The following is a 17980-nucleotide window of genomic DNA, read 5'->3' on the forward strand; positions in this document are numbered from 1 at the left end:
GGAAGAACTATCGGCAGGGCCCGGTGCCATGTAAGGACGGGAACCAGGCGTGTCGGGAACAATCTACCAGCAGCCCTAGTCGAGGAGGGCTGCGCCCGCCGCCACCGACGTGTGCCTGGTGATCCAGGGAGCAACCTCTGCTGCGGGCAGCGGCCGGGCGAAGTGGAAGCCCTGGGCGAGGTCACACCCCAGTGTCCGGAGCTCCAGCAGGGTCTCCTCGTTGTCCACGCCTTCGGCGACCACGCGCAGGTCGAGGCTGTGCGCCAGGCCGATGATCGATCCCACGAGGCCGGTGGCCCGACGATCGGTGCGCATCGCGGAGATGAACGACCGGTCCAGTTTGAGCTCGTCGGCGGGAAGATCACGCAGATGGGCCAGGGAGCTGTACCCGGTGCCGAAGTCGTCGATCGAGACCTGGATGCCGTCGGAGCGCAGCCGCGCGAGGATCTTCGCCGAGTGGACGGGATCGGCCATCAGCATGTCCTCCGTGATCTCGAGCATGAGACAGCCCGCAGGGATGCTGCGCTCCTCGAGGAGCGTGCGGACCTGTCGGGGCAGGCCGCGCTGGATCCGGGAGCCGGAGAGGTTCACCGCCACGCTGATCCCCAGCCCCGCTGTGTGCCAGTGCGAGGCCTGGTCCGCTGCCGCCCCGAGCACGATCGCCGAGAGCTCGGGCATCAGGCCGGCTTCCTCGGCCAGGGGCAGGAACGACGTCGGCGGCAGCTGGCCGAGCACGGGGTGGTTCCACCTGATCAGGGCCTCGACGCTCGTCACGGCATCGCCGGAGAGCTGCACCTTGGGCTGATAGTGCAGTTCGAACTGTCCCTCGGCCAGCGCGGTGCGGAGCTCCTGCAGCATCCTCAGTTTGCGGGCGCCGCCGTCGTCGTCCATCGAACTGTAGAGATGGTGACCGCTCCGCTCGGCCTTGGCCCGGAACATGGCGATGTCCGCCTTGCGCATCAGGAGATCGATGTCGGTGCCGTTCTCCGGGGTGAGGGCTATGCCGATGCTGACTTCGGCCTTCAGGGAGGCCGTGTCGATCTGGACCGGTTCGGCGAGAGCGCCCTGCAGACGCCGCGCCACCTTCAGGGCGTCCTCCGAGGAGCCTCCCTCGAGGAACACCGCGAACTCGTCGCCGCCGAAGCGTGCCAGGAGATCGTTCGACGTCAGCTGCCGGGCGAACCGCTCGGCGACCTGGACGAGGAGGGCGTCCCCCACGCTGTGGCCCAGCGCATCATTGACGTCCTTGAAGCGGTCGAGGTCCAAGAAGAACAGGGCCCCGGAACGTCGTCCGCCGAGGCGGCCCCGGAGCTCGGTCGCGAATCCGCGGCGATTGGGCAGCCCGGTCAGGTCATCGGTGCTCGCGAGCGTTCCCAGCATGCGGTTGCGGAAGAGGAGGGGCGCCGCGGCCAGCAGGAGCGTGAGGGCAGCGAGGATCTGGGCGAGGGGTGCAACGGGCACCTGGCAGCCGATGAGCAGGACGGCGACGGCGGACGCCGTGGACACCATGAGCGTGGCAGCGGGCAGGCCGCGGTCGCGACGACGGAACGCCGCGCCGGCGCGCGCCACGCTGTCGACCCACAGTGCGATACCGGCGACACCCAGGATCCAGCCGGCCTCGGTGATCGAACCGGGGAGATCCGCCCGCGTACCGAGCGCGAACGCGATGTCCGCGGCCGCGAAGAGCACCAGCCCGATGACGAGCAGCGGCCAGCGCGGCCCGAGATCGAGCCCGCGGGAGGCCAGCAGGCCACCGACGGCCGTGATGAGCAGGAGATCGAGCAGGGGGTAGCTGACGACGACCGCCACGTCGAAGGTCGTGCCCTCGGCTGTCCCGGCCCGTAGGACCGGTGCGAGGGTCATGGCCATGAGCGACGCCGCCGCCAGCGCCCCCACCACGCTGTCCAGCAGCAACGGCCACGTGGAACCCTTCAGCTTCCGCACGGTCACGGCGAGGGCAGCGAGCATCAGCGGGTAGAAGGCGAGATAGGCGATATCCGCTCCCGAGACGACGGGAGGCGCCGGCTGCCCGGTGAACGCGATGAGGTAGTAGGCGTCGCCGGCGGTGTAGACGGTCACCGCGGCGGAGGCGAGCAGGACCTGCCATTGACGTCCGGTGCGCAGGAGCGCCGTTGCGCAGACGGCGACGGCGGCCAGCTCCACCAGGGTGCCGAGCCAGGGGCCGACGGCGTCGAACCGGACCAGGTCGCCGAGCAGCAGTCCCAGCAGGTACAGCACGGAGAGAGCCATCATCGCGATCACCGCACGCCGTGGAACCACCGGCCGCACCGGGTTCTCCCCGGTCATCCCACGCGCTTCATCACGCACCGGATACTTCCTTCCATCCTGTGATCAGGAGCCTGATCACCGAGTGAGACTATGCCTCCCGCGCAGGCCCGGTGACCGGTACGGGGTGCCGCGGTCCAACCCACAGGCAAAACTGTGATGCTGCTGCGTCAACCTGTGCCCTTGGTGGAAGAAGAAAAAAAGATTCTCCGATTCCCTTACATCGCGTGCTGCCCCACCGATAGCTCTCGGTACTGGCCCACGGACGGGCCGGTGCACGCAGCCCTTTCACGGAGGAATACATCATGGGTTTCCAGATCAACACCAACACCGCGGCCAACACCGCATACCGCAACCTCTCCAACACGCAGAACGACATCTCGAAGTCCCTCGAGAAGCTGTCCAGCGGCCTGCGCATCAACCGTGCAGCCGATGACGCCGCCGGCCTGGCAATCTCCGAGGGCCTGCGCTCGCAGATCGGCGGCCTGGGAGTTGCAGCCCGCAACGCCCAGGACGGCATCAGCGTGGTCCAGACCGCTGAAGGTGCGCTGAGCGAAGTGCACAGCATCCTCCAGCGTGTCCGTGACCTCTCGGTCCAGGCGGGCAACGACTCCAACGATGCGAACTCACGCACCGCGATCAAGGAGGAGGCGACAGCCCTGGTCGACGAGCTGGACCGGCTGTCCAAGGTCACCGACTTCAACGGCTCCAAGCTCCTTGACGGCTCTGCCGGCACGGCTGGTGTCATGTCCTTCCAGGTCGGGGCGAACAAGGATGGGGCGAACCAGATCACGGTCGACCTGACCGGTGCCAACATCTCCTCGCTGGCTGCCGGCCTGAAGACTGCCATCATCGACACCGACGGCTTCGCCTCCGCTACCGCGGCGGCCGATTCGATCGCGACCGTCAACACCGCGATCACGACTGTCTCGACCGCTCGTTCGAGCCTCGGTGCCGTGCAGAACCGCGTCGAGTCCGCGATCAACAGCATCAACGTCTCGCAGGAGAACCTCTCGGCGGCCAAGTCCCGCATCACCGACACCGACATGGCGAAGGAGATGGCGGACTTCACCCGCTCGAACATCCTCTCGCAGGCCGGTACCGCGATGCTCTCGCAGGCCAACCAGATGAACCAGGGTGTCCTCCAGCTCCTCCGCTAGACGGTGAGTATGTAGGCGAAAGGTGCACGGTGGCGGGACTGATCCTGGACCGAAAGGTCCCGCCACCGTGCATTCGCCGCACAACAGTCCTGATGAACACGCAGTACACCCGGCCCGAGAGGTAAACCATGGCGTTCTCGATCGACGGTATCGCCAGCGGGCTGGACACCACGAACATGATCAACCAGCTCATGCAGCTGGAAGCCCGCCCCCAGACGATTCTCAAGGCCAAGGCCGCTTCGACGCAGGGCTTCGTCACCGCGCTGCAACAGCTGAACACGCGGTTGAACTCCCTCACCGAGCTCGCCACCAAGACCACGAAGCCTTTGGCATTCGACCTCTACACGGTCGCCAGCACCTCCGACGCCGCCACCGCCACCGCGGCGCCGTCGGCCGGCGCCGGGACCCTCGACTTCACCGTCAGGCAGCTCGCCTCGTCGCAGTCCTCCGTCACGGGCGCCATGACATCCTTCTCGCCGGCGGCCTCGACGCTCACCGTGCAGGCGAAGGACGGCACCACCACCGAGATCGCCACCACCGGAACGCTCGACGACGTCGTCGCCTCCGTGAACAAGGCCGGAGTCGGTATCACCGCCACGAAGGTCAGTGCAGGGACGGACGCCGCCGGAGCCCAGCAGTACCGCCTTCAGTTCACCGCACAGGAGACCGGCGCCGAGCACGCCTTCGCGGTCTTCCGGGGAACGTCGGCCGATGTGGCCGCCGGCACTGCGACCGACCTCTTCTCCGAGCCCGGAGCGGCGACGGTCCGCACCCCGCAGGATGCCGAGATCGTCCTCTGGGGAGGCACAGCGGCCGAGCAGAGCGTGGCGTCGTCCTCGAACACCTTCACCGATGTCCTACCCGGGGTATCCGTCATCGTTGCCAAGACCACTACCGAGCCGGTCTCCGTGACGGTCTCCCGTGATGCCGAAGCCACCACCGCGAAGGCGAAGGAGCTCGTGGAGGCTCTTCGGAGCGTCTTGTCCTTCGTTGATACGAACAGCAAGGTGGCGCCTGGTGCCACGGCCGGGGCAGCACCGATCTCAGGCAAGTTCACGGGCGACAGTGCGGTCCGCGGCGTCACCCAGTCGATGCTCACTGCAGCCACGGCGCCGATCAATGGTCGATCGACGACGGAATTCGGTATCACGCTGACCCGCTCCGGGACCGTGGAGTTCGACGCCGAGAAGTTCGCGGCCGCGCTCGCGAAGGACCCGAACACCGTGAAGGACGCGCTCACCCAGCTTTCCTCGCGCGTCGCGGAGGCCGGCAAGGTTGCCTCGGACAAGTATGACGGCGAGCTCACCCGCCGCATCCAGAGCCAGGAGTCGGCGGTCCGCAGCCTCAACGACCAGGCGTCGGCGTGGGACACACGGCTGGAGAAGCGCCGCTCGACGCTGGAGCGCACCTACTCCGCCCTCGAGGTCCAACTCTCACAACTCCAATCACAGGGGGACTGGCTGTCCTCCCAACTCTCGAACATCCCATCCTGGAGTAATTGATGCTGAACCCGAACGGCTATCAGGCCAAGCGCTCACAGTACGTGCAGGACGCCGTCCTCTCGGCGACCCCGGCGGGCCTGCTCACCATGCTCTACGACCGGCTGCTGCTGGACCTCGCGCGGGCGGGCGCCGCGCAGGAGTCCGCGGACTGGGCGGTGGCGAGCGAGAATCTGCTCCACGCCCAGGACATCGTCGCGGAGCTCATGTCCTCGCTGCGCACGGACGTCTGGGACGGTGCCGCGGGGCTCCTTTCCATCTACACCTACGTGCGGCAGACCCTGGTGGGCGCGAACGTGGGTCGGGACCGCACCAAGACCGCCGAATGCGCGGACATCCTGGAACCGCTGCGCCTGGCGTGGCACGAGGCCGCCCGGACGGGAGCGCCGGCCGCACCCGCGATGGCGGCTGCCACGGCGACCGGCGCGCCGCGGTCACTGGGAGTGCTCGGTGTCGGCTGAACCACCTCGTCACGACTCCTCGGTGACCCCCGCCCTCATGGCGTGGAGCTCCGTGCTCGACGCCCTCGAGGCTGCGGTCGACGAGGCAGAAGCGGGGGAGCTCACCCCCTCGACCCTCGTGCACCAGGCCGCGGCCCTGGGGAGCTGGACGCCGCCACGCACGGACGGCCCGATCCCCACGGCCCTCGTGGCGCGCGCCCGCGGCATCCGTGAACGCCAGCGCACCGCGATCGCCGGTCTCGCCGCAGAGGCCGGCATGCTGCGTCGCCACCGCTCCGCACTGGGCACCGTGCAGGCCGCGACCGCGCCGCCGCTGTCCTCCGTCTACGTCGACGTGACGGGCTGAAAATTCTTCCCGCAGCAGCTAACGGCCGGGCTCCCCGCGTCCGATAGTCGCCGGTGAGCATGGATCGCTCACCTTCCTGGCCATGGATCGGCCGCTCAGCCTTGCTAGAAGAGGTTCTGCCGCCGTGCTCGATTCCGTGTCCTCGCTCGCCATGCGAAGCGCCCTCGATGGGCTCGCCCTGCGCCAACGCGTCACCGCGAACAACATCGCCAATGTCAACACCCCCGGGTTCCACGCCCAGCGCGTCAGCTTCGAGGACGCCCTCGCCCGCTCGGTGTCGATGGGCGACGGCAGCGTGCAGGCCACCACGGACACCTCCCTCGAACCCACCCGGCTGAACGGCAGCAACGTCAACCTGGACACCGAGACCCTCTCCAACATCGACACGGTGCTGCGCTTCCAGTTCGCCGCCCGTGCCGTCGAGGGCCCCTTCACCAGCATCCGCACCGCCCTGAGGACCTCCTGATGACCTTCGACGCCATCGGGATCTCCGGCACCGGCCTCACCCTGCACCGCAAGTGGCTCGATGCGGTCGCCGACAACATGGCCAACGCCAACACGGTCACCTCCACGGATGGTGCGGCCTTCCAGCAGCGCTACATCACGGCGCGAGCCGATTCGAACGGCCAGGGCGCGTATGTCGCCGGCGCCGAGTTCGGCAGTGCCGAGGGCCGCCTGGTCCACGAACCCGACCACCCCCTGGCGGACGAGGACGGTTACGTCCGCTACCCCGACATCGACATGAGCGCCCAGATGGGCCAGCTCATCATGGCGCAGCGCGGCTACCAGGCCAACGCAGCCGTCGTCGACCGCGCCAAGGCCACCTATGAGGCCGCTCTCCAGATCGGACGTTCCTGATGCCCATGCCCGCCATCCCCGCGATCGGGGCGACCCAACCCGTCGCCTCCTCCTACCTGCCGTCCGTCGACCGAACGTCCGACGCCGGCGGGCAGGGGTTCGCCGCGTCGCTCACCTCGGCCGTCGACAACGTGCAGTCGCTGCAGTCGACGTCGAACGGGCTCGCCGTGCAGGCCGTCACGGGTGACCTGACCGACATCCACAACGCCACACTGGCCTCGACGCGCGCCCAGGTGACGCTCGAGCTCGTCGCCGCCGTCCGCAACAAGGGCGTCGACGCCTTCAACGAGATCATGAGGATGCAGGCCTGATGCCCACGCCACTGTCCACCGCCGCGACCCGCCTCGGCGATGCCGCCAAGAGCTTCACCATCGCCCAGCGCACCATCGCCATCATCGGCGTCGCCGTCCTGGTGCTCGGCGCCTTCGCCCTCACCTCGTGGCTGTCCAAGCCCTCGCTCACCCCGCTCTTCTCGGGCCTGAGCGGTGAGGATGCCAGCACCATCGTCGACCAGCTGCAGACGGACGGCGTGCCGTACGAACTGACGAACGGTGGCGGCACCATCCTCGTCCCGGAGGGCAGCGTGTATGACCAGCGGATCAAGGCCGCCTCTGCCGGCCTGCCGTCGTCGTCGACCGGCGGGTACTCGCTGCTCGACGACATGGGGGTGACCTCCTCCGAGTTCCAGCAGTCCACCACCTACAAGCGGGCCCTCGAGGGCGAGTTGGCCGCGACCGTCTCCGCGATCGACGGCGTCAAGACCGCCACCGTCCGCCTCGCCATCCCCGAGGACACGGTGTTCGTGGCCGAGCAGGGCAAGCCGACCGCCTCCGTGTTCGTGCAGACGACCCCGGGGAAGACCCTCTCCAGCGACCAGGTGCAGGCCATCACCCACCTGACCTCGGCCTCGATCGACCGCATGGACGCCGCGGACGTCGCGGTGATCGACGCCACGGGCCGGGTACTCTCCGCCGTCGGTGTCGGAGCCGTGGGCGGCGCGGACCAGCAGTCGTCCGACTACGAGCAGCGCGTCCAGGCGTCCGTGCAGACGATGCTCGACCGCGTGCTCGGAGCCGGCAATGCGACCGTCGCCGTTGCCGCGGACATGAAGCGGGAGAGCGCGGAGCGCGTCGAGGAGACATTCACGACGCCGGAGGACGCCCCCGCCCTGAACGAGTCCACCACCACCGAGGCCTATGAGGGTGCCGGGGGCGGCAACGCAGGAATCCTCGGCCCGGACAACATCGCCGTACCCGAGGGCGAGACGAACGGCGACGGCACCTTCAACTCCGAGTCCAGCACGCGGAACAACGCCGTCAACAAGACCACCGAGTCCACCACCGTCCCCGCGGGCGGCATCAACCGCCAGACCGTGTCCGTCGCGGTCAACCGGGGGGCCACGGCGAACATGGACGTCGCCGCCCTGACGGCGCTCGTCTCCGGCGCCGCCGGGATCGACGAGGCGCGCGGTGACATCGTCACCGTGGAGGAACTGCCGTTCAACAACGACGGCGCCAACGCCGCTGCCGATGCGCTCGCCGAGGCGGAGGCCGCCGCGGCCGAACTGCAGCGGGCCGAACTCATCCGGATGCTCTCCATCGTGGCCGCTGTCCTGTTCGTCGTCATCGTCGCCCTGATCGTCTACGCCCGGCGCTCCCGCCGGCAGCGGCGCGAGCCGCTGGATCTCGGCGAGCTGCAGGGCGTGTACCCCGCGATCCCGGCACCGAGCACCCCGGCCATCGATCCCGCCGTCGCCCTCATCAGCGACACGGATCCGTCGCCGAGCACCACCTCCATCGACGTCGCCGCCGTGCAGCAGGCGTTGCAGGCGGGTGCGGCCGAGAACGAGGTGGAGCGGATGCGCGCGGAGATCGATGCCCTCGCTTCCCAGGATCCCGCGAAGACGGCCGAGTTCCTGCGCAGCATGATGGATGACAGGCAGAGCGTGTGAGCGCCCTGGCGAAGACGGTGACGGGCACCCAGAAGGCGGCCATGGTCCTCATGCAGCTCGACCAGGGCCGCGCCGCGGAAGTCCTCAAGCAGATGTCCGAGGCCGAGGCCGAGGAGATCGTCGCGGAGATCGTGCGCCTGCGGCGTGTGGAGCCCGCGGCCGCCGAGGAAGCGCTCGCGGAGTTCCACGAGCTGACCACCAGCGGCCGACGCCGGACACGCGGGGGCATGGACGTGGCAATCGGACTCCTCGAGTCCTCCTTCGGGGCCGAGCGCGCCGCGGGCGTCGTGGGACGCCTCGCCTCGACCGCGGCAGGGAAGTCCTTCGAGTTCCTGGACAGCGTGGAACCCGGGCAGATCCAGACCGTGCTGGAGGGGGAGCTCCCGCAGACCATCGCATTGGTGCTCGCGCACCTGAAGCCCGAGCGCGCCTCCACGGTGCTCGCCGCGCTGGATCCCGCGGGCCGCACCGATGTTGCCCAGTGCATCGCGACCATGGGCTCCGCCACCCCGGAAGCGGTGTCCGTCGTCGCGGACACCATCAAGATCCGGGCCGTCGCCGCACCGCACCGCGGTATCACCGCCATCGGTGGTATCCAGCCCCTCGTGGACATCATCAACCGGGCCGACATCAGCACCGAGCGCGAGCTGCTCGACGGCCTCGAGGACCGCGACCCGGCACTCGCCGAGGAAGTGCGTGCCCGCATGCTCACCTTCGCCGACATCGTCCACCTGGAACGCCGTGACGTGCAGCAGGTGCTGCGCGGCATCGACTCGGCCGTGCTCGCCCTCGCGATGAAGGGCGCTGCGGAGGCCGTGGTCACCGTCATCCGGGCGAACGTGTCCGAGCGCAACCGGGAGATCCTCGACGACGAGCTCCGGGCCGTCGGGTCCGTCCGCCTGTCGCAGGTCGAGGAGGCCCGTGCCGAGGTGGTGCGTGCCATCCGCGATCTGGAGGCGCAGGGCACCATCACCATCCAGCGCGGGGGCGAGGACGAGTATGTCGACTGACGCGCTCGTGCCCATCGCCTTCCCGCGCCTCGGTCGCGGCGCCGCATCCGCGGCGCACGAGACCGCCGTCGCGCAGGGCCACGCCGCGGGCTACGCCGACGGGTTGGAGCTGGCCCGCGCCGAGCTCGCGCAGCACGCCGCCCGGCTCGAGGCCGAGCACGCCGCGGCCCGCGCGGAGTCCGACGCCTTGCTCGCCCAGCGCCTCAGGGTGCTCGACACCGCTGCGCGTGCCCTCGAGGCGCGGACCGCGCCGGTCCTGGACAACGCCCGGAATCGGATCCTCGAGGCCGCGCTCGACATCGCGGAGGCACTGCTCGGCCGTGCCCTCGAGGACGGACCGGCCTCGGCGCGTGCCGCCGTCGCCCGGGCCCTCGGCGCGGCGGACGGCGAGAACGTGCGCGCCGTCCGGCTGCACCCGGCCGACCTGGCGCTGCTCGGGCCCGTGACCGTCCCGGACGGTGTCGACCTCGTGGCCGACTCCTCCCTGGCCCGCGGCGACGCCGTGGCCGAGTGCCCCGACGGACACGTCGACGCCCGTCTCGGTTCCGCGCTGGCGCGGGTCCGGACGGCGCTCGCCGCCGGCGGTGGCGCATGAGCCCGACCCTCGAGGAGACCCTGCACCTCGCACGCGCCGCCGCTGCGCCACAGCGGGTCGGTCGGGTCGCCTCCATCGTCGGCCTCGGCGTCGACGTCGCGGGACTCGACTGTGCCATCGGCGACCTCGTGACCATCGGCGACACCTCCCCCGTGGATGCCGAGGTGGTCGCCGCCTCGCTGACCGGCCTCCGGTGCATGCCCTACGCGCACCTCTCCGGCATCCAGGCGGGAGCTCCCGTCCGCGCCCAGGGCACAGCCCTCCGCGTACCGATGGGCCCGGGTCTGCTCGGCCGCGTCCTCGACGGCGTCGGCCGGCCGATCGACGGCCGCGGACCGCTGACGGACGTCGCCTGGGTGTCCCTCGACAACACGCCGCCCCCGGCACTGGCTCGCACCCGCATCACCGAACCGCTGCAGCTCGGTGTCCGTGTGCTGGACACGCTGACCGCCGTGGGCCGCGGCCAGCGGATGGGCCTGTTCGCGGGCTCCGGCGTCGGGAAGTCCTCCCTGCTCTCGATGATCGCCCGCGGCACGGACGCCGCCGTCTCGGTGATCGCCCTCGTGGGGGAGCGCGGCCGCGAGGTCCGCGAATTCCTCGAGGACGACCTCGGGCCCGAGGGCCTCGCCCGGTCCATCGTGGTGGTCTCGACGTCGGACGAGCCCGCGCTCCTCCGCCTGCGCGCGGCGTTCGTGGCCACGCGCATCGCCGAGGGGTTCCGCGACGGCGGGGCCGACGTCATGCTCATGATGGACTCGCTGACGCGGGTCGCCATGGCGCAGCGTGAGATCGGCCTCAGCGTCGGGGAACCCCCTGCGACCCGGGGCTACCCGCCGTCCACGTTCTCGCTCCTCGCGCAGCTCCTCGAGCGCGCCGGTACGGGTGCCCGGGGCTCGGTGACCGGCATGTACACCGTGCTCGTGGACGGCGACGACCACAACGAACCCGTGGCGGACGCCGCCCGGTCCATCCTCGACGGCCACGTGGTGCTCGACCGCAAGCTCGCCGTCGCAGGGCACTTCCCGTCCATCGATCCGCTCGCCTCGATCTCCCGGGTCGCGTCCCGCGTGACGACGCGCGAGCAGGCCGGGTCGGCTGCCCTGCTGCGCCGCGCGCTCGCCGCACGCAAGGCGGCCCAGGACCTGATCGACGTCGGCGCCTACCACCGCGGGACCAACCCGCTGGTCGACGCAGCACTGGACCACGAAGCGGCGATCAACGACTTCCTGCAGCAGCGCATGGACGAGCAGACGCCGTCCGTCGAGGCCTGGAACCGGCTCGCCCACCTCACCGGATCGATGGGAGTCGCCTGATGGCACGACAGTTCCCCCTCGCAGGTCTCCTGCGCCTCAGGCAGTTGCGTGAGGACGAGGCCGCGGGATCACTCGCAGCAGCGAACGAGCGGCTGCGCACCTCGCGCGACCGCGTCGGCGTCGTGAGCGACGCGCTCGTCAGCACCGACATCAGCCCGGCCGGTTCGGCCTCGCTGTACGCGGTGGCTGCGGCGCGCGCCGCGGCACGCAGCGCCCTCGCGGATCTGCACGCGCTCGAGTCCCAGCTCACCCTCGAGCAGGGCCACGCGCAGGACCGCTACCGGGCGGCACGTGCCGCGACAGTAGGCCTCGAGAAGCTCGAAGGCCGCCACCAGGACGCGGAGGCGACAGCGCTGCTCGGCGCCGAGCAGCGCGTCCTCGACGAACTCGCGTCCACGGGCTGGGCCCGTAGCGCAGCAAAGGACCGGACATGACCATCACCGACGCAGTAGGCCGGGTCCAGCAGATCCAGTCGACCCTCACCATGCTCGCCGCACCGGCCCGGGCACAGCAGACGGCCACGGGAACGGCCGGCAGCGGGACGACGGCGACGTCCACCGGCACGGCCGCAGCCGCGGAGGCATCCCGCACCGCCGGGACCCCCGCAGCCTCCCCGGCGGATCTCTTCGCCGACGCGCTGGCGGAGGTCGTCCCGGCACCCGCCGACGTGCCAGCACCCGCCCCGGCCGCTCCGGTGGCAGGGACCGCACCGCTGCCCGCCCCGGCATCGGGTGATGCGGCGCGCCTCATCGAGGCCGCCCGCTCCTACGAGGGCGTGCCTTATGTCTGGGGCGGGACGGATCCGGCGACGGGACTCGACTGCTCCGGCTTCGTCCAGCGCGCCTACGCGGACATCGGCATCCAGTTGCCGCGCGTGACCTGGGACCAGATGAACGCCGGTGTCCAGATACCGTCTCTCGCCGAGGCCCAGCCGGGCGACCTGCTGTTCAGCCACGACGGAGGCCACGTCTCCATGTACCTGGGTGGCGGCAAGGCCATCGACGCACCGCAGCCGGGCCAGACCGTCGCGGTGCGGGACATGTGGGAGACCGACGCGAACATCACCACGATCCGCCGCGTGCTGCCCGACGCGCCGGTGGGCGCAGCCTCCGTCCTGCCGCCCGAGACGGCCGCTGCGGCCCCGGCAGCCGATGACGCCTATGCCGCTCAGGCAGCCTTCCTCGCGAGCATGGCCCGATGAGTCCTGCCCTGGTGTCGACGGCGGCCCTCGCGCCGCGCGACACGGTCCGCACGGCCCCCGCCGGGGCCGGCTCCCGCAGTGCGCCCTCGACGGCGTCCTTCGGGGAGGTGTTCCGGCGGCACGCGGAGCGCCCCGCAGACCCGGGCGCACGTCCCACCGGGAGTGCGCCGTCACGGCCCGGCGTTCCCTCCTCCGGCGCAACCTCCACTGCGTCCTCAGCCCCCGCTGATACTGCGCGCGCCGGCGGTGCGTTCTCGTCACCCGGCACCGACGCCGCCGACACCGATGCCGCCGCGGGTCCGGTGCTCGGAACGAGCGGGACGGCCGCCCTCCCCGGGCAGCAGGCGGACGCCGGTGTGCCGCCGCTTCCCGTGATGACGCCTCCCACCCGAACGGCGCAGCCGGGCGCCGAGGTACCGGGTTCACCCAGCGCGGCCGACTCGGCCGGGGACACGGCGCTGCCGACGTCCACCGGGCGGCCGTCAGCGATCGCAGCATCTGCAGCAGTGACAGCATCCACCGCAAGCGCCGTAAGCGCCGCATCCGCAACAGGCACAGCGTCCGCAGCGTCGGCACGGCCCGTGGAGGCACCCGCCGGCGCAGGGCACGACGACGTCCCCGCCGACCACGGAGCGGAGCCGACCGCGGAATCATCCCCTGCTGCGACCCAGGCCGAAGAGACACCCATCGCTGCACCCGCAGCCGCGGGGACAGCGGCAGTATCAGTCGCTTCCGTCCAGGCGATGACCGGCTCCGCCCCGACCGCCCCGACCGCCCCGACCGACACCGCGACCGACTCCGTGGGTGCCGCGGTCGGTTCCGGGGGAGCGGGCGTGAGCAGCATCGCCGGTGCCGCCGGTGCCGCCGGTGCCGCCGGTGCCGCCGGTGCCGCCGGTGCCGCCGGTGCCGCCGGTCCTGCGTCCGACGGTGCTGCCCAGCTGCCGGCGTCTCTCGTCGCACTCGCGGGCGGTGCCGGCAGGGCGAGCGCACGGAGCGGACGACGCCGGGGGAGGCGACGCCGTCGCCCGAGCTGGACACCGACGCGGCCGTTCCCGCCCACCCGACGCATACTGCACATCCGACCAGCCCGACCAGCCCGACCAGCCCGACCAGCTCGACCAGCCCGACCAATCAGGCCGCCGCGGCCGACGTCCCGGCGCCGGCCCGCCCGGTGCCCGCGCCGATGCCCCAGCAGCTCGGCGCGCCGGCGTTCGCCCTCGCGCGGACCGCGGCGGAATCCGCTGGCGGGACGAGTACTATCACGGTCACGGTCGCGCCCGACCATCTCGGACCCATCACCATCCGGGCCAGCATGTCCGCGGACGGGACGCGGCTGGAGTTCTTCTCCACCACGGACGGCGGCCGCGAAGCACTGAAGCTGGCGCTGCCCGATCTGCGCCGGGAGGCATCGTCGGCAGGTCTGTCCGCATCGCTCGATCTCGGCACAGGCACTCCCGGCGAGCGCGACGCCGCGGCGCAGCCCGGGAGCGGCCGGCAACCCCGGCCCGAGGCTCTCGACGAGCCACCCGGTCCCCGGCGTTCCGCCGCACCAGCCGCACCGTGGACACCCCGCCCGCCGTCGGCCACCTCGACCCTCGACCTCTTCGCCTGATCCGGAAGGACAGCCATGCCCATCGATCCGGTCGCCTCCGCGACCTTCGCCCCCACCACACCCGCCGCCGGCGCCAACGCCAAGAAGCAGGCCATGGACTCCGAGGTGTTCATGTCCCTGCTCGTCAGCCAGCTCCGTAACCAGGATCCGAGCGCGCCGATGGACACCAACCAGATGATCTCCCAGACCACGCAGCTGGCCATGATGGAGAAGATCACGCAGATGACCGGTCTCAGCGAGGAGAACTTCCACCTCCAGATGCGCTCCTCAGCGGCCGCGCTGATCGGCAACGAGGTCTCCTACACCGGGACGGACGGCACTGCTGCCCGCGGCCTCGCGACGGCCGTCTCCTACAGCGGTCCCGTGCCCACCGTCACGATCGACGGCAAGAGCATCGCCCTCGACCTCGTCTCCGGTGTGGGCGCCGTGCCTTCCCCGATCAGCTGACCCCGGTACCTCACCTCCCACCCTTTATCCCGCTCGTCTCCCGCTCGTCCCTCCCGCACCGAAAGGCACCACCATGCTTCGCTCGCTCTACTCCGGTATCTCAGGGCTCCGCTCCCACCAGACCATGCTCGATGTCACCGGCAACAACATCGCCAACGTCAACACCACGGGCTTCAAGGCATCCGCCACGCAGTTCCAGGACACGCTCTCCCAGCTGACACAGGGTGCCGGCGCGCCGCAGGAAGCCCTCGGCGGCACCAACCCCGCACAGGTGGGCCTCGGCGTGCAGGTCGCAGGGATCGTCACGAACTTCTCACAGGGCTCCGCGCAGGCCACGGGCCGTGCGACGGACATGATGATCAACGGCGACGGACTGTTCGTCACCCGTTCGGGTACCGAGACCCTCTACACGCGGTCCGGAGCTTTCACACCCGACGCCCAGGGCCGGCTCGTCACGCCCGACGGCTCGATCGTCCAGGGCCGGCCTGCCGTCGGCGGTGTGATCCAGCAGGGCGCGATCGGCGACCTGCAGATGCCGAGGCTGGGCGAAGCCACCGCCAACGGCACGCTCGAGTCGTTCACCCTCGGCGCCGATGGCACCCTGATGGGCGCTTTCAGCGACGGTACCCGACAGCCGCTCGGCCAGATCGCGTTGGCGGGCTTCGTCAATCCGGCAGGGCTCGAGAAGGCCGGCGGCTCGTCCTACCGGGCGACGGCGAACTCGGGTGCCGCGGGAATCGGTGCACCCGGTGCCGACGGCCTCGGCACGGTCGACGCTGGGTTTCTCGAGATGTCGAACGTCGACCTCTCGCAGGAGTTCACGAACCTGATCGTCGCCCAGCGCGGCTTCCAGGCGAACGCCCGCATCATCACGACGTCGGACGAGGTGCTGCAGGAGCTCGCGAACCTGAAGCGCTAGTGACGTGCGCCGGACCCCACACGAGGACCACCGTGGGGTCCGGCGCAACGCTTACGAACGGCCCACAGGTGCCGACAGTGAGGGACAGAGACCCCGCCGGGGTGTCCCGACTCCAGGATGTCCGATGATCGTCGTCACCAGGCTCAACGCGACCCAGTTCGCGGTGAACCCCGACCTCATCGAGCGCATCCACGAAAGCCCCGACACGACCCTGGTGATGGTGGACGGCGCCAAGTACATCGTGACGGAATCGCTCGGCGAGGTGATCGACCTCATCGCCGCGTACCGGGCACGCATCATCTCCCTCGCGCGCTTCGTCCAGACCCCGGCCGTCGACCCGACGGAGCCGGGGACGCCGCGCCCGCTGGGTCTCGTCCGCGACGCCGATCCGACCAGCGGCGGCGGGGCTGCCCATGTGCATGTCCCCGACCCACCCGTCCCGCTCCGACCAAGGACCACGTAATGGATCCCGCAACAATCGTCGGCATTCTCATCGCCTTCGGTGCGCTGTACGCCATGATCACCCTGGAACACGCGAGCGTCGAGGCGCTCCTGCTGCCGGCGCCCATGATCCTCGTGTTCGGCGCCACGCTCGCCATCGGGATCGCCGGAGGCACGCTGAAGGACTTCCTGGTGGCGGTGAAGGCCGTCCCGGCGGCGATGAAGGGCAAGACCGTGCCGCCGCAGGACACCATCGACAGCGTCGTGGTCATTGCCGAGAAGGCCCGCAGCGAGGGGCTGCTCGCCCTCGAGGAGGAAGCCAACACCGTCAAGGACCCGTTCCTCCGCGGTGCCCTGCAGAACATCGCCGACGGTACCGACGGCGAGGAACTGCGCGAGATGCTCGAGGACGAGATCGATTCGGCGTCCCAGACGAACCGCACGGCCTCGAAGTTCTTCGCGAGTCTCGGCGGCTACGCGCCGACCGTCGGCATCATCGGGACCGTGGTGTCGCTGACCCACGTGCTCGAGAACCTCTCCAGTCCCGACAAGCTCGGTCCCATGATCGCCGCGGCCTTCGTCGCGACGCTCTGGGGGCTGCTGTCGGCCAACTTCCTCTGGCTGCCCATCGGCACGCGCATCAAGCGGCTCGGCGAGATGGAGACCGCACGCATGACGCTACTCATGGAGGGGGTCCTCGCGGTCCAGGCCGGTAGCCAGCCACGCCTGCTCGGTGAGCGGCTGAAGGCCATGGTCCCGCAGCACGAGCAGGGCAAGCCCGGCAAGGGCGGCAAGGACGGGGCGAAGGGCGCCAAGGGCTCGGGTGAGACCATCACCGCGCAGGGCAAGGCAGCCGCGTGAGCCGACGCCCGCACCGCAGGAAGCGCGGCGAGGAGCACGGCGACGACCACCCGGACGAGCGCTGGATGGCCTCCTACATGGACATGGTCACCGTGCTGATGTGCATGTTCATCGTCCTGTACGCGATGTCGTCGGTGGACCAGCAGAAGTTCGAGCAGTTGCGGGCCTCGCTCGCCACGGGTTTCGGTGCGGTCGAGACGGCGACCGTCGACACCGCCGAGGGCACGGTGGTCCCGGCGGAGTTCGCCAACGCCGACGGCGAGTCCTTCACCGGAGGCGCGGCGGTGGCTGACACCGCTCCCGAGACGGAGAAGGACCAGCCCGGTACCGCCGACGTCGAAGCGCCGTCGCCGTCGCCCGAGCCGTCCGCGGGCGGTGCCGCGGAGACCACCGCGCCCACGCCGTCGCCCTCTCCCTCCGCAGGCGGAGATGCCGCGGAGCCGACCACGGACCGCGAGCGGGCGCTCGCGGAGGTCGAGAACCTGCGCGCGCTGCAGGAGAGGATCGACGCCGGACTGCGCGAGCGCGACCTCCAGGAGACCGTCCGCTACGTCATCGACGAGCGGGGCCTGACCATCCGGCTCGTCAGCTCGGAGACCTTCTTCCTTCCCGACAGCGCGCAGCTCACCGACCAGACGCTCCGCGTCCTGGAGAGCGTGGGGCCCATCCTGGCGTCGATCCCCAACGAGGTGGACGTCGAGGGCAACACCGCCCGCCTGCCGGAGAGCGTGCCGCGGCCACTCGACTGGGAGCTCTCGACAGCACGCGCGGTGAACGTGGTCCGGAATCTCATCGACACCGGGGGGGTTCCCGCGCCGAGGCTCTCGGCCGTCGGGTACGGGGAGTCGCGGCCCCTCGCGGCCGGGACGAGCGAGTCCGAGCTCGAGCTGAACCGCCGCGTGGACATCGTGGTGCACTCGGGTGAACCCGAGAGCGTACGTGCCCTGATCCCCGAGATCGCCGGCGGGAAGTAACCGTTCCCCAGGTTCGCTAACGTCCACGCAGCGGCGTCCGATAGTT

At 70.5% G+C, this 17980-nt stretch carries 20 protein-coding genes; 19 read left to right on the forward strand and 1 reads right to left on the reverse strand.

Annotated features, from left to right (window positions below):
* Positions 1-75 precede the first annotated feature (75 nt).
* Positions 76-2328, reverse strand: a complete 2253-nt coding sequence (locus tag FJV46_RS09910) for a putative bifunctional diguanylate cyclase/phosphodiesterase (protein WP_126130551.1) — start codon at positions 2326-2328, stop codon at positions 76-78.
* Between the two features lie 263 nt (positions 2329-2591).
* Here FJV46_RS09910 and FJV46_RS09915 point away from each other — a divergent pair, with 263 nt between their 5' ends.
* The 19 genes from FJV46_RS09915 (at position 2592) to FJV46_RS15230 (ending at position 17934) form a co-directional block, all read left to right on the forward strand.
* Positions 2592-3446, forward strand: coding sequence for a flagellin N-terminal helical domain-containing protein (locus tag FJV46_RS09915; RefSeq protein ID WP_087027930.1), 855 nt, complete (start codon positions 2592-2594; stop codon positions 3444-3446).
* A 128-nt stretch (positions 3447-3574) separates the two neighbouring features.
* Positions 3575-4948 carry a flagellar filament capping protein FliD gene (gene fliD, locus FJV46_RS09920; RefSeq protein ID WP_087027931.1) on the forward strand — a complete coding sequence of 458 codons (1374 nt, stop codon included), beginning with the start codon at positions 3575-3577 and terminating at the stop codon, positions 4946-4948.
* Complete coding sequence (gene fliS / locus FJV46_RS09925; RefSeq protein ID WP_087027933.1) at positions 4948-5406, forward strand: flagellar export chaperone FliS; 459 nt, start codon at positions 4948-4950, stop codon at positions 5404-5406. The genes fliD and fliS overlap by 1 nt, the downstream gene beginning before the upstream one ends.
* Positions 5407-5428: 22 nt before the next feature.
* Positions 5429-5752, forward strand: coding sequence for a hypothetical protein (locus FJV46_RS09930; protein ID WP_104150508.1), 324 nt, complete (start codon positions 5429-5431; stop codon positions 5750-5752).
* A gap of 124 nt (positions 5753-5876) precedes the next feature.
* Positions 5877-6218, forward strand: a complete 342-nt coding sequence (locus tag FJV46_RS09935; RefSeq protein ID WP_087027937.1) for a flagellar basal body rod protein FlgB — start codon at positions 5877-5879, stop codon at positions 6216-6218.
* Entirely contained in the window at positions 6218-6610 is a 393-nt protein-coding gene (locus FJV46_RS09940) for a flagellar basal body rod protein FlgC (protein WP_087027938.1), read from the forward strand. The genes FJV46_RS09935 and FJV46_RS09940 overlap by 1 nt, the downstream gene beginning before the upstream one ends.
* Positions 6610-6921, forward strand: a complete 312-nt coding sequence (gene fliE / locus FJV46_RS09945) for a flagellar hook-basal body complex protein FliE (RefSeq protein WP_232008570.1) — start codon at positions 6610-6612, stop codon at positions 6919-6921. Before FJV46_RS09940 ends, fliE begins: the two co-directional genes overlap by 1 nt.
* Positions 6921-8561: a flagellar basal-body MS-ring/collar protein FliF gene (fliF, locus tag FJV46_RS09950; RefSeq protein ID WP_087027940.1), complete on the forward strand. Its 1641-nt coding sequence runs from the start codon at positions 6921-6923 to the stop codon at positions 8559-8561. Before fliE ends, fliF begins: the two co-directional genes overlap by 1 nt.
* Positions 8558-9571, forward strand: coding sequence for a flagellar motor switch protein FliG (fliG, locus tag FJV46_RS09955; RefSeq protein WP_370684668.1), 1014 nt, complete (start codon positions 8558-8560; stop codon positions 9569-9571). Before fliF ends, fliG begins: the two co-directional genes overlap by 4 nt.
* Positions 9561-10166, forward strand: a complete 606-nt coding sequence (locus FJV46_RS09960; protein WP_087027942.1) for a FliH/SctL family protein — start codon at positions 9561-9563, stop codon at positions 10164-10166. Before fliG ends, FJV46_RS09960 begins: the two co-directional genes overlap by 11 nt.
* On the forward strand, positions 10163-11479 hold the full coding sequence (locus FJV46_RS09965; protein WP_087027944.1) for a FliI/YscN family ATPase: 1317 nt from the start codon (positions 10163-10165) through the stop codon (positions 11477-11479). Before FJV46_RS09960 ends, FJV46_RS09965 begins: the two co-directional genes overlap by 4 nt.
* Positions 11479-11913 carry a flagellar FliJ family protein gene (locus tag FJV46_RS09970; protein ID WP_087027946.1) on the forward strand — a complete coding sequence of 145 codons (435 nt, stop codon included), beginning with the start codon at positions 11479-11481 and terminating at the stop codon, positions 11911-11913. The genes FJV46_RS09965 and FJV46_RS09970 overlap by 1 nt, the downstream gene beginning before the upstream one ends.
* The gene (locus FJV46_RS09975; RefSeq protein ID WP_087027948.1) at positions 11910-12680 is read left to right on the forward strand and encodes a C40 family peptidase; all 771 of its coding nucleotides are present in this window, start codon (positions 11910-11912) and stop codon (positions 12678-12680) included. The genes FJV46_RS09970 and FJV46_RS09975 overlap by 4 nt, the downstream gene beginning before the upstream one ends.
* A 1183-nt stretch (positions 12681-13863) precedes the next feature.
* Positions 13864-14292, forward strand: a complete 429-nt coding sequence (locus tag FJV46_RS09985) for a flagellar hook-length control protein FliK (protein ID WP_087027950.1) — start codon at positions 13864-13866, stop codon at positions 14290-14292.
* Positions 14293-14307: 15 nt separating this feature from the next.
* The gene (locus FJV46_RS09990; RefSeq protein WP_087027952.1) at positions 14308-14739 is read left to right on the forward strand and encodes a flagellar hook assembly protein FlgD; all 432 of its coding nucleotides are present in this window, start codon (positions 14308-14310) and stop codon (positions 14737-14739) included.
* Positions 14740-14812: 73 nt separating this feature from the next.
* Positions 14813-15658: a flagellar hook-basal body complex protein gene (locus tag FJV46_RS09995; protein WP_087027954.1), complete on the forward strand. Its 846-nt coding sequence runs from the start codon at positions 14813-14815 to the stop codon at positions 15656-15658.
* Positions 15659-15782: 124 nt separating this feature from the next.
* Positions 15783-16121, forward strand: coding sequence for a flagellar FlbD family protein (locus FJV46_RS10000; RefSeq protein WP_087027956.1), 339 nt, complete (start codon positions 15783-15785; stop codon positions 16119-16121).
* The gene (locus FJV46_RS10005) at positions 16121-16960 is read left to right on the forward strand and encodes a motility protein A (protein ID WP_087027958.1); all 840 of its coding nucleotides are present in this window, start codon (positions 16121-16123) and stop codon (positions 16958-16960) included. Before FJV46_RS10000 ends, FJV46_RS10005 begins: the two co-directional genes overlap by 1 nt.
* The gene (locus tag FJV46_RS15230) at positions 16957-17934 is read left to right on the forward strand and encodes an OmpA/MotB family protein (protein ID WP_087027960.1); all 978 of its coding nucleotides are present in this window, start codon (positions 16957-16959) and stop codon (positions 17932-17934) included. The genes FJV46_RS10005 and FJV46_RS15230 overlap by 4 nt, the downstream gene beginning before the upstream one ends.
* Positions 17935-17980 lie beyond the last annotated feature (46 nt).

It is taken from the genome of Arthrobacter agilis (assembly GCF_006494655.1).
Lineage (GTDB): Bacteria > Actinomycetota > Actinomycetes > Actinomycetales > Micrococcaceae > Arthrobacter_D > Arthrobacter_D agilis.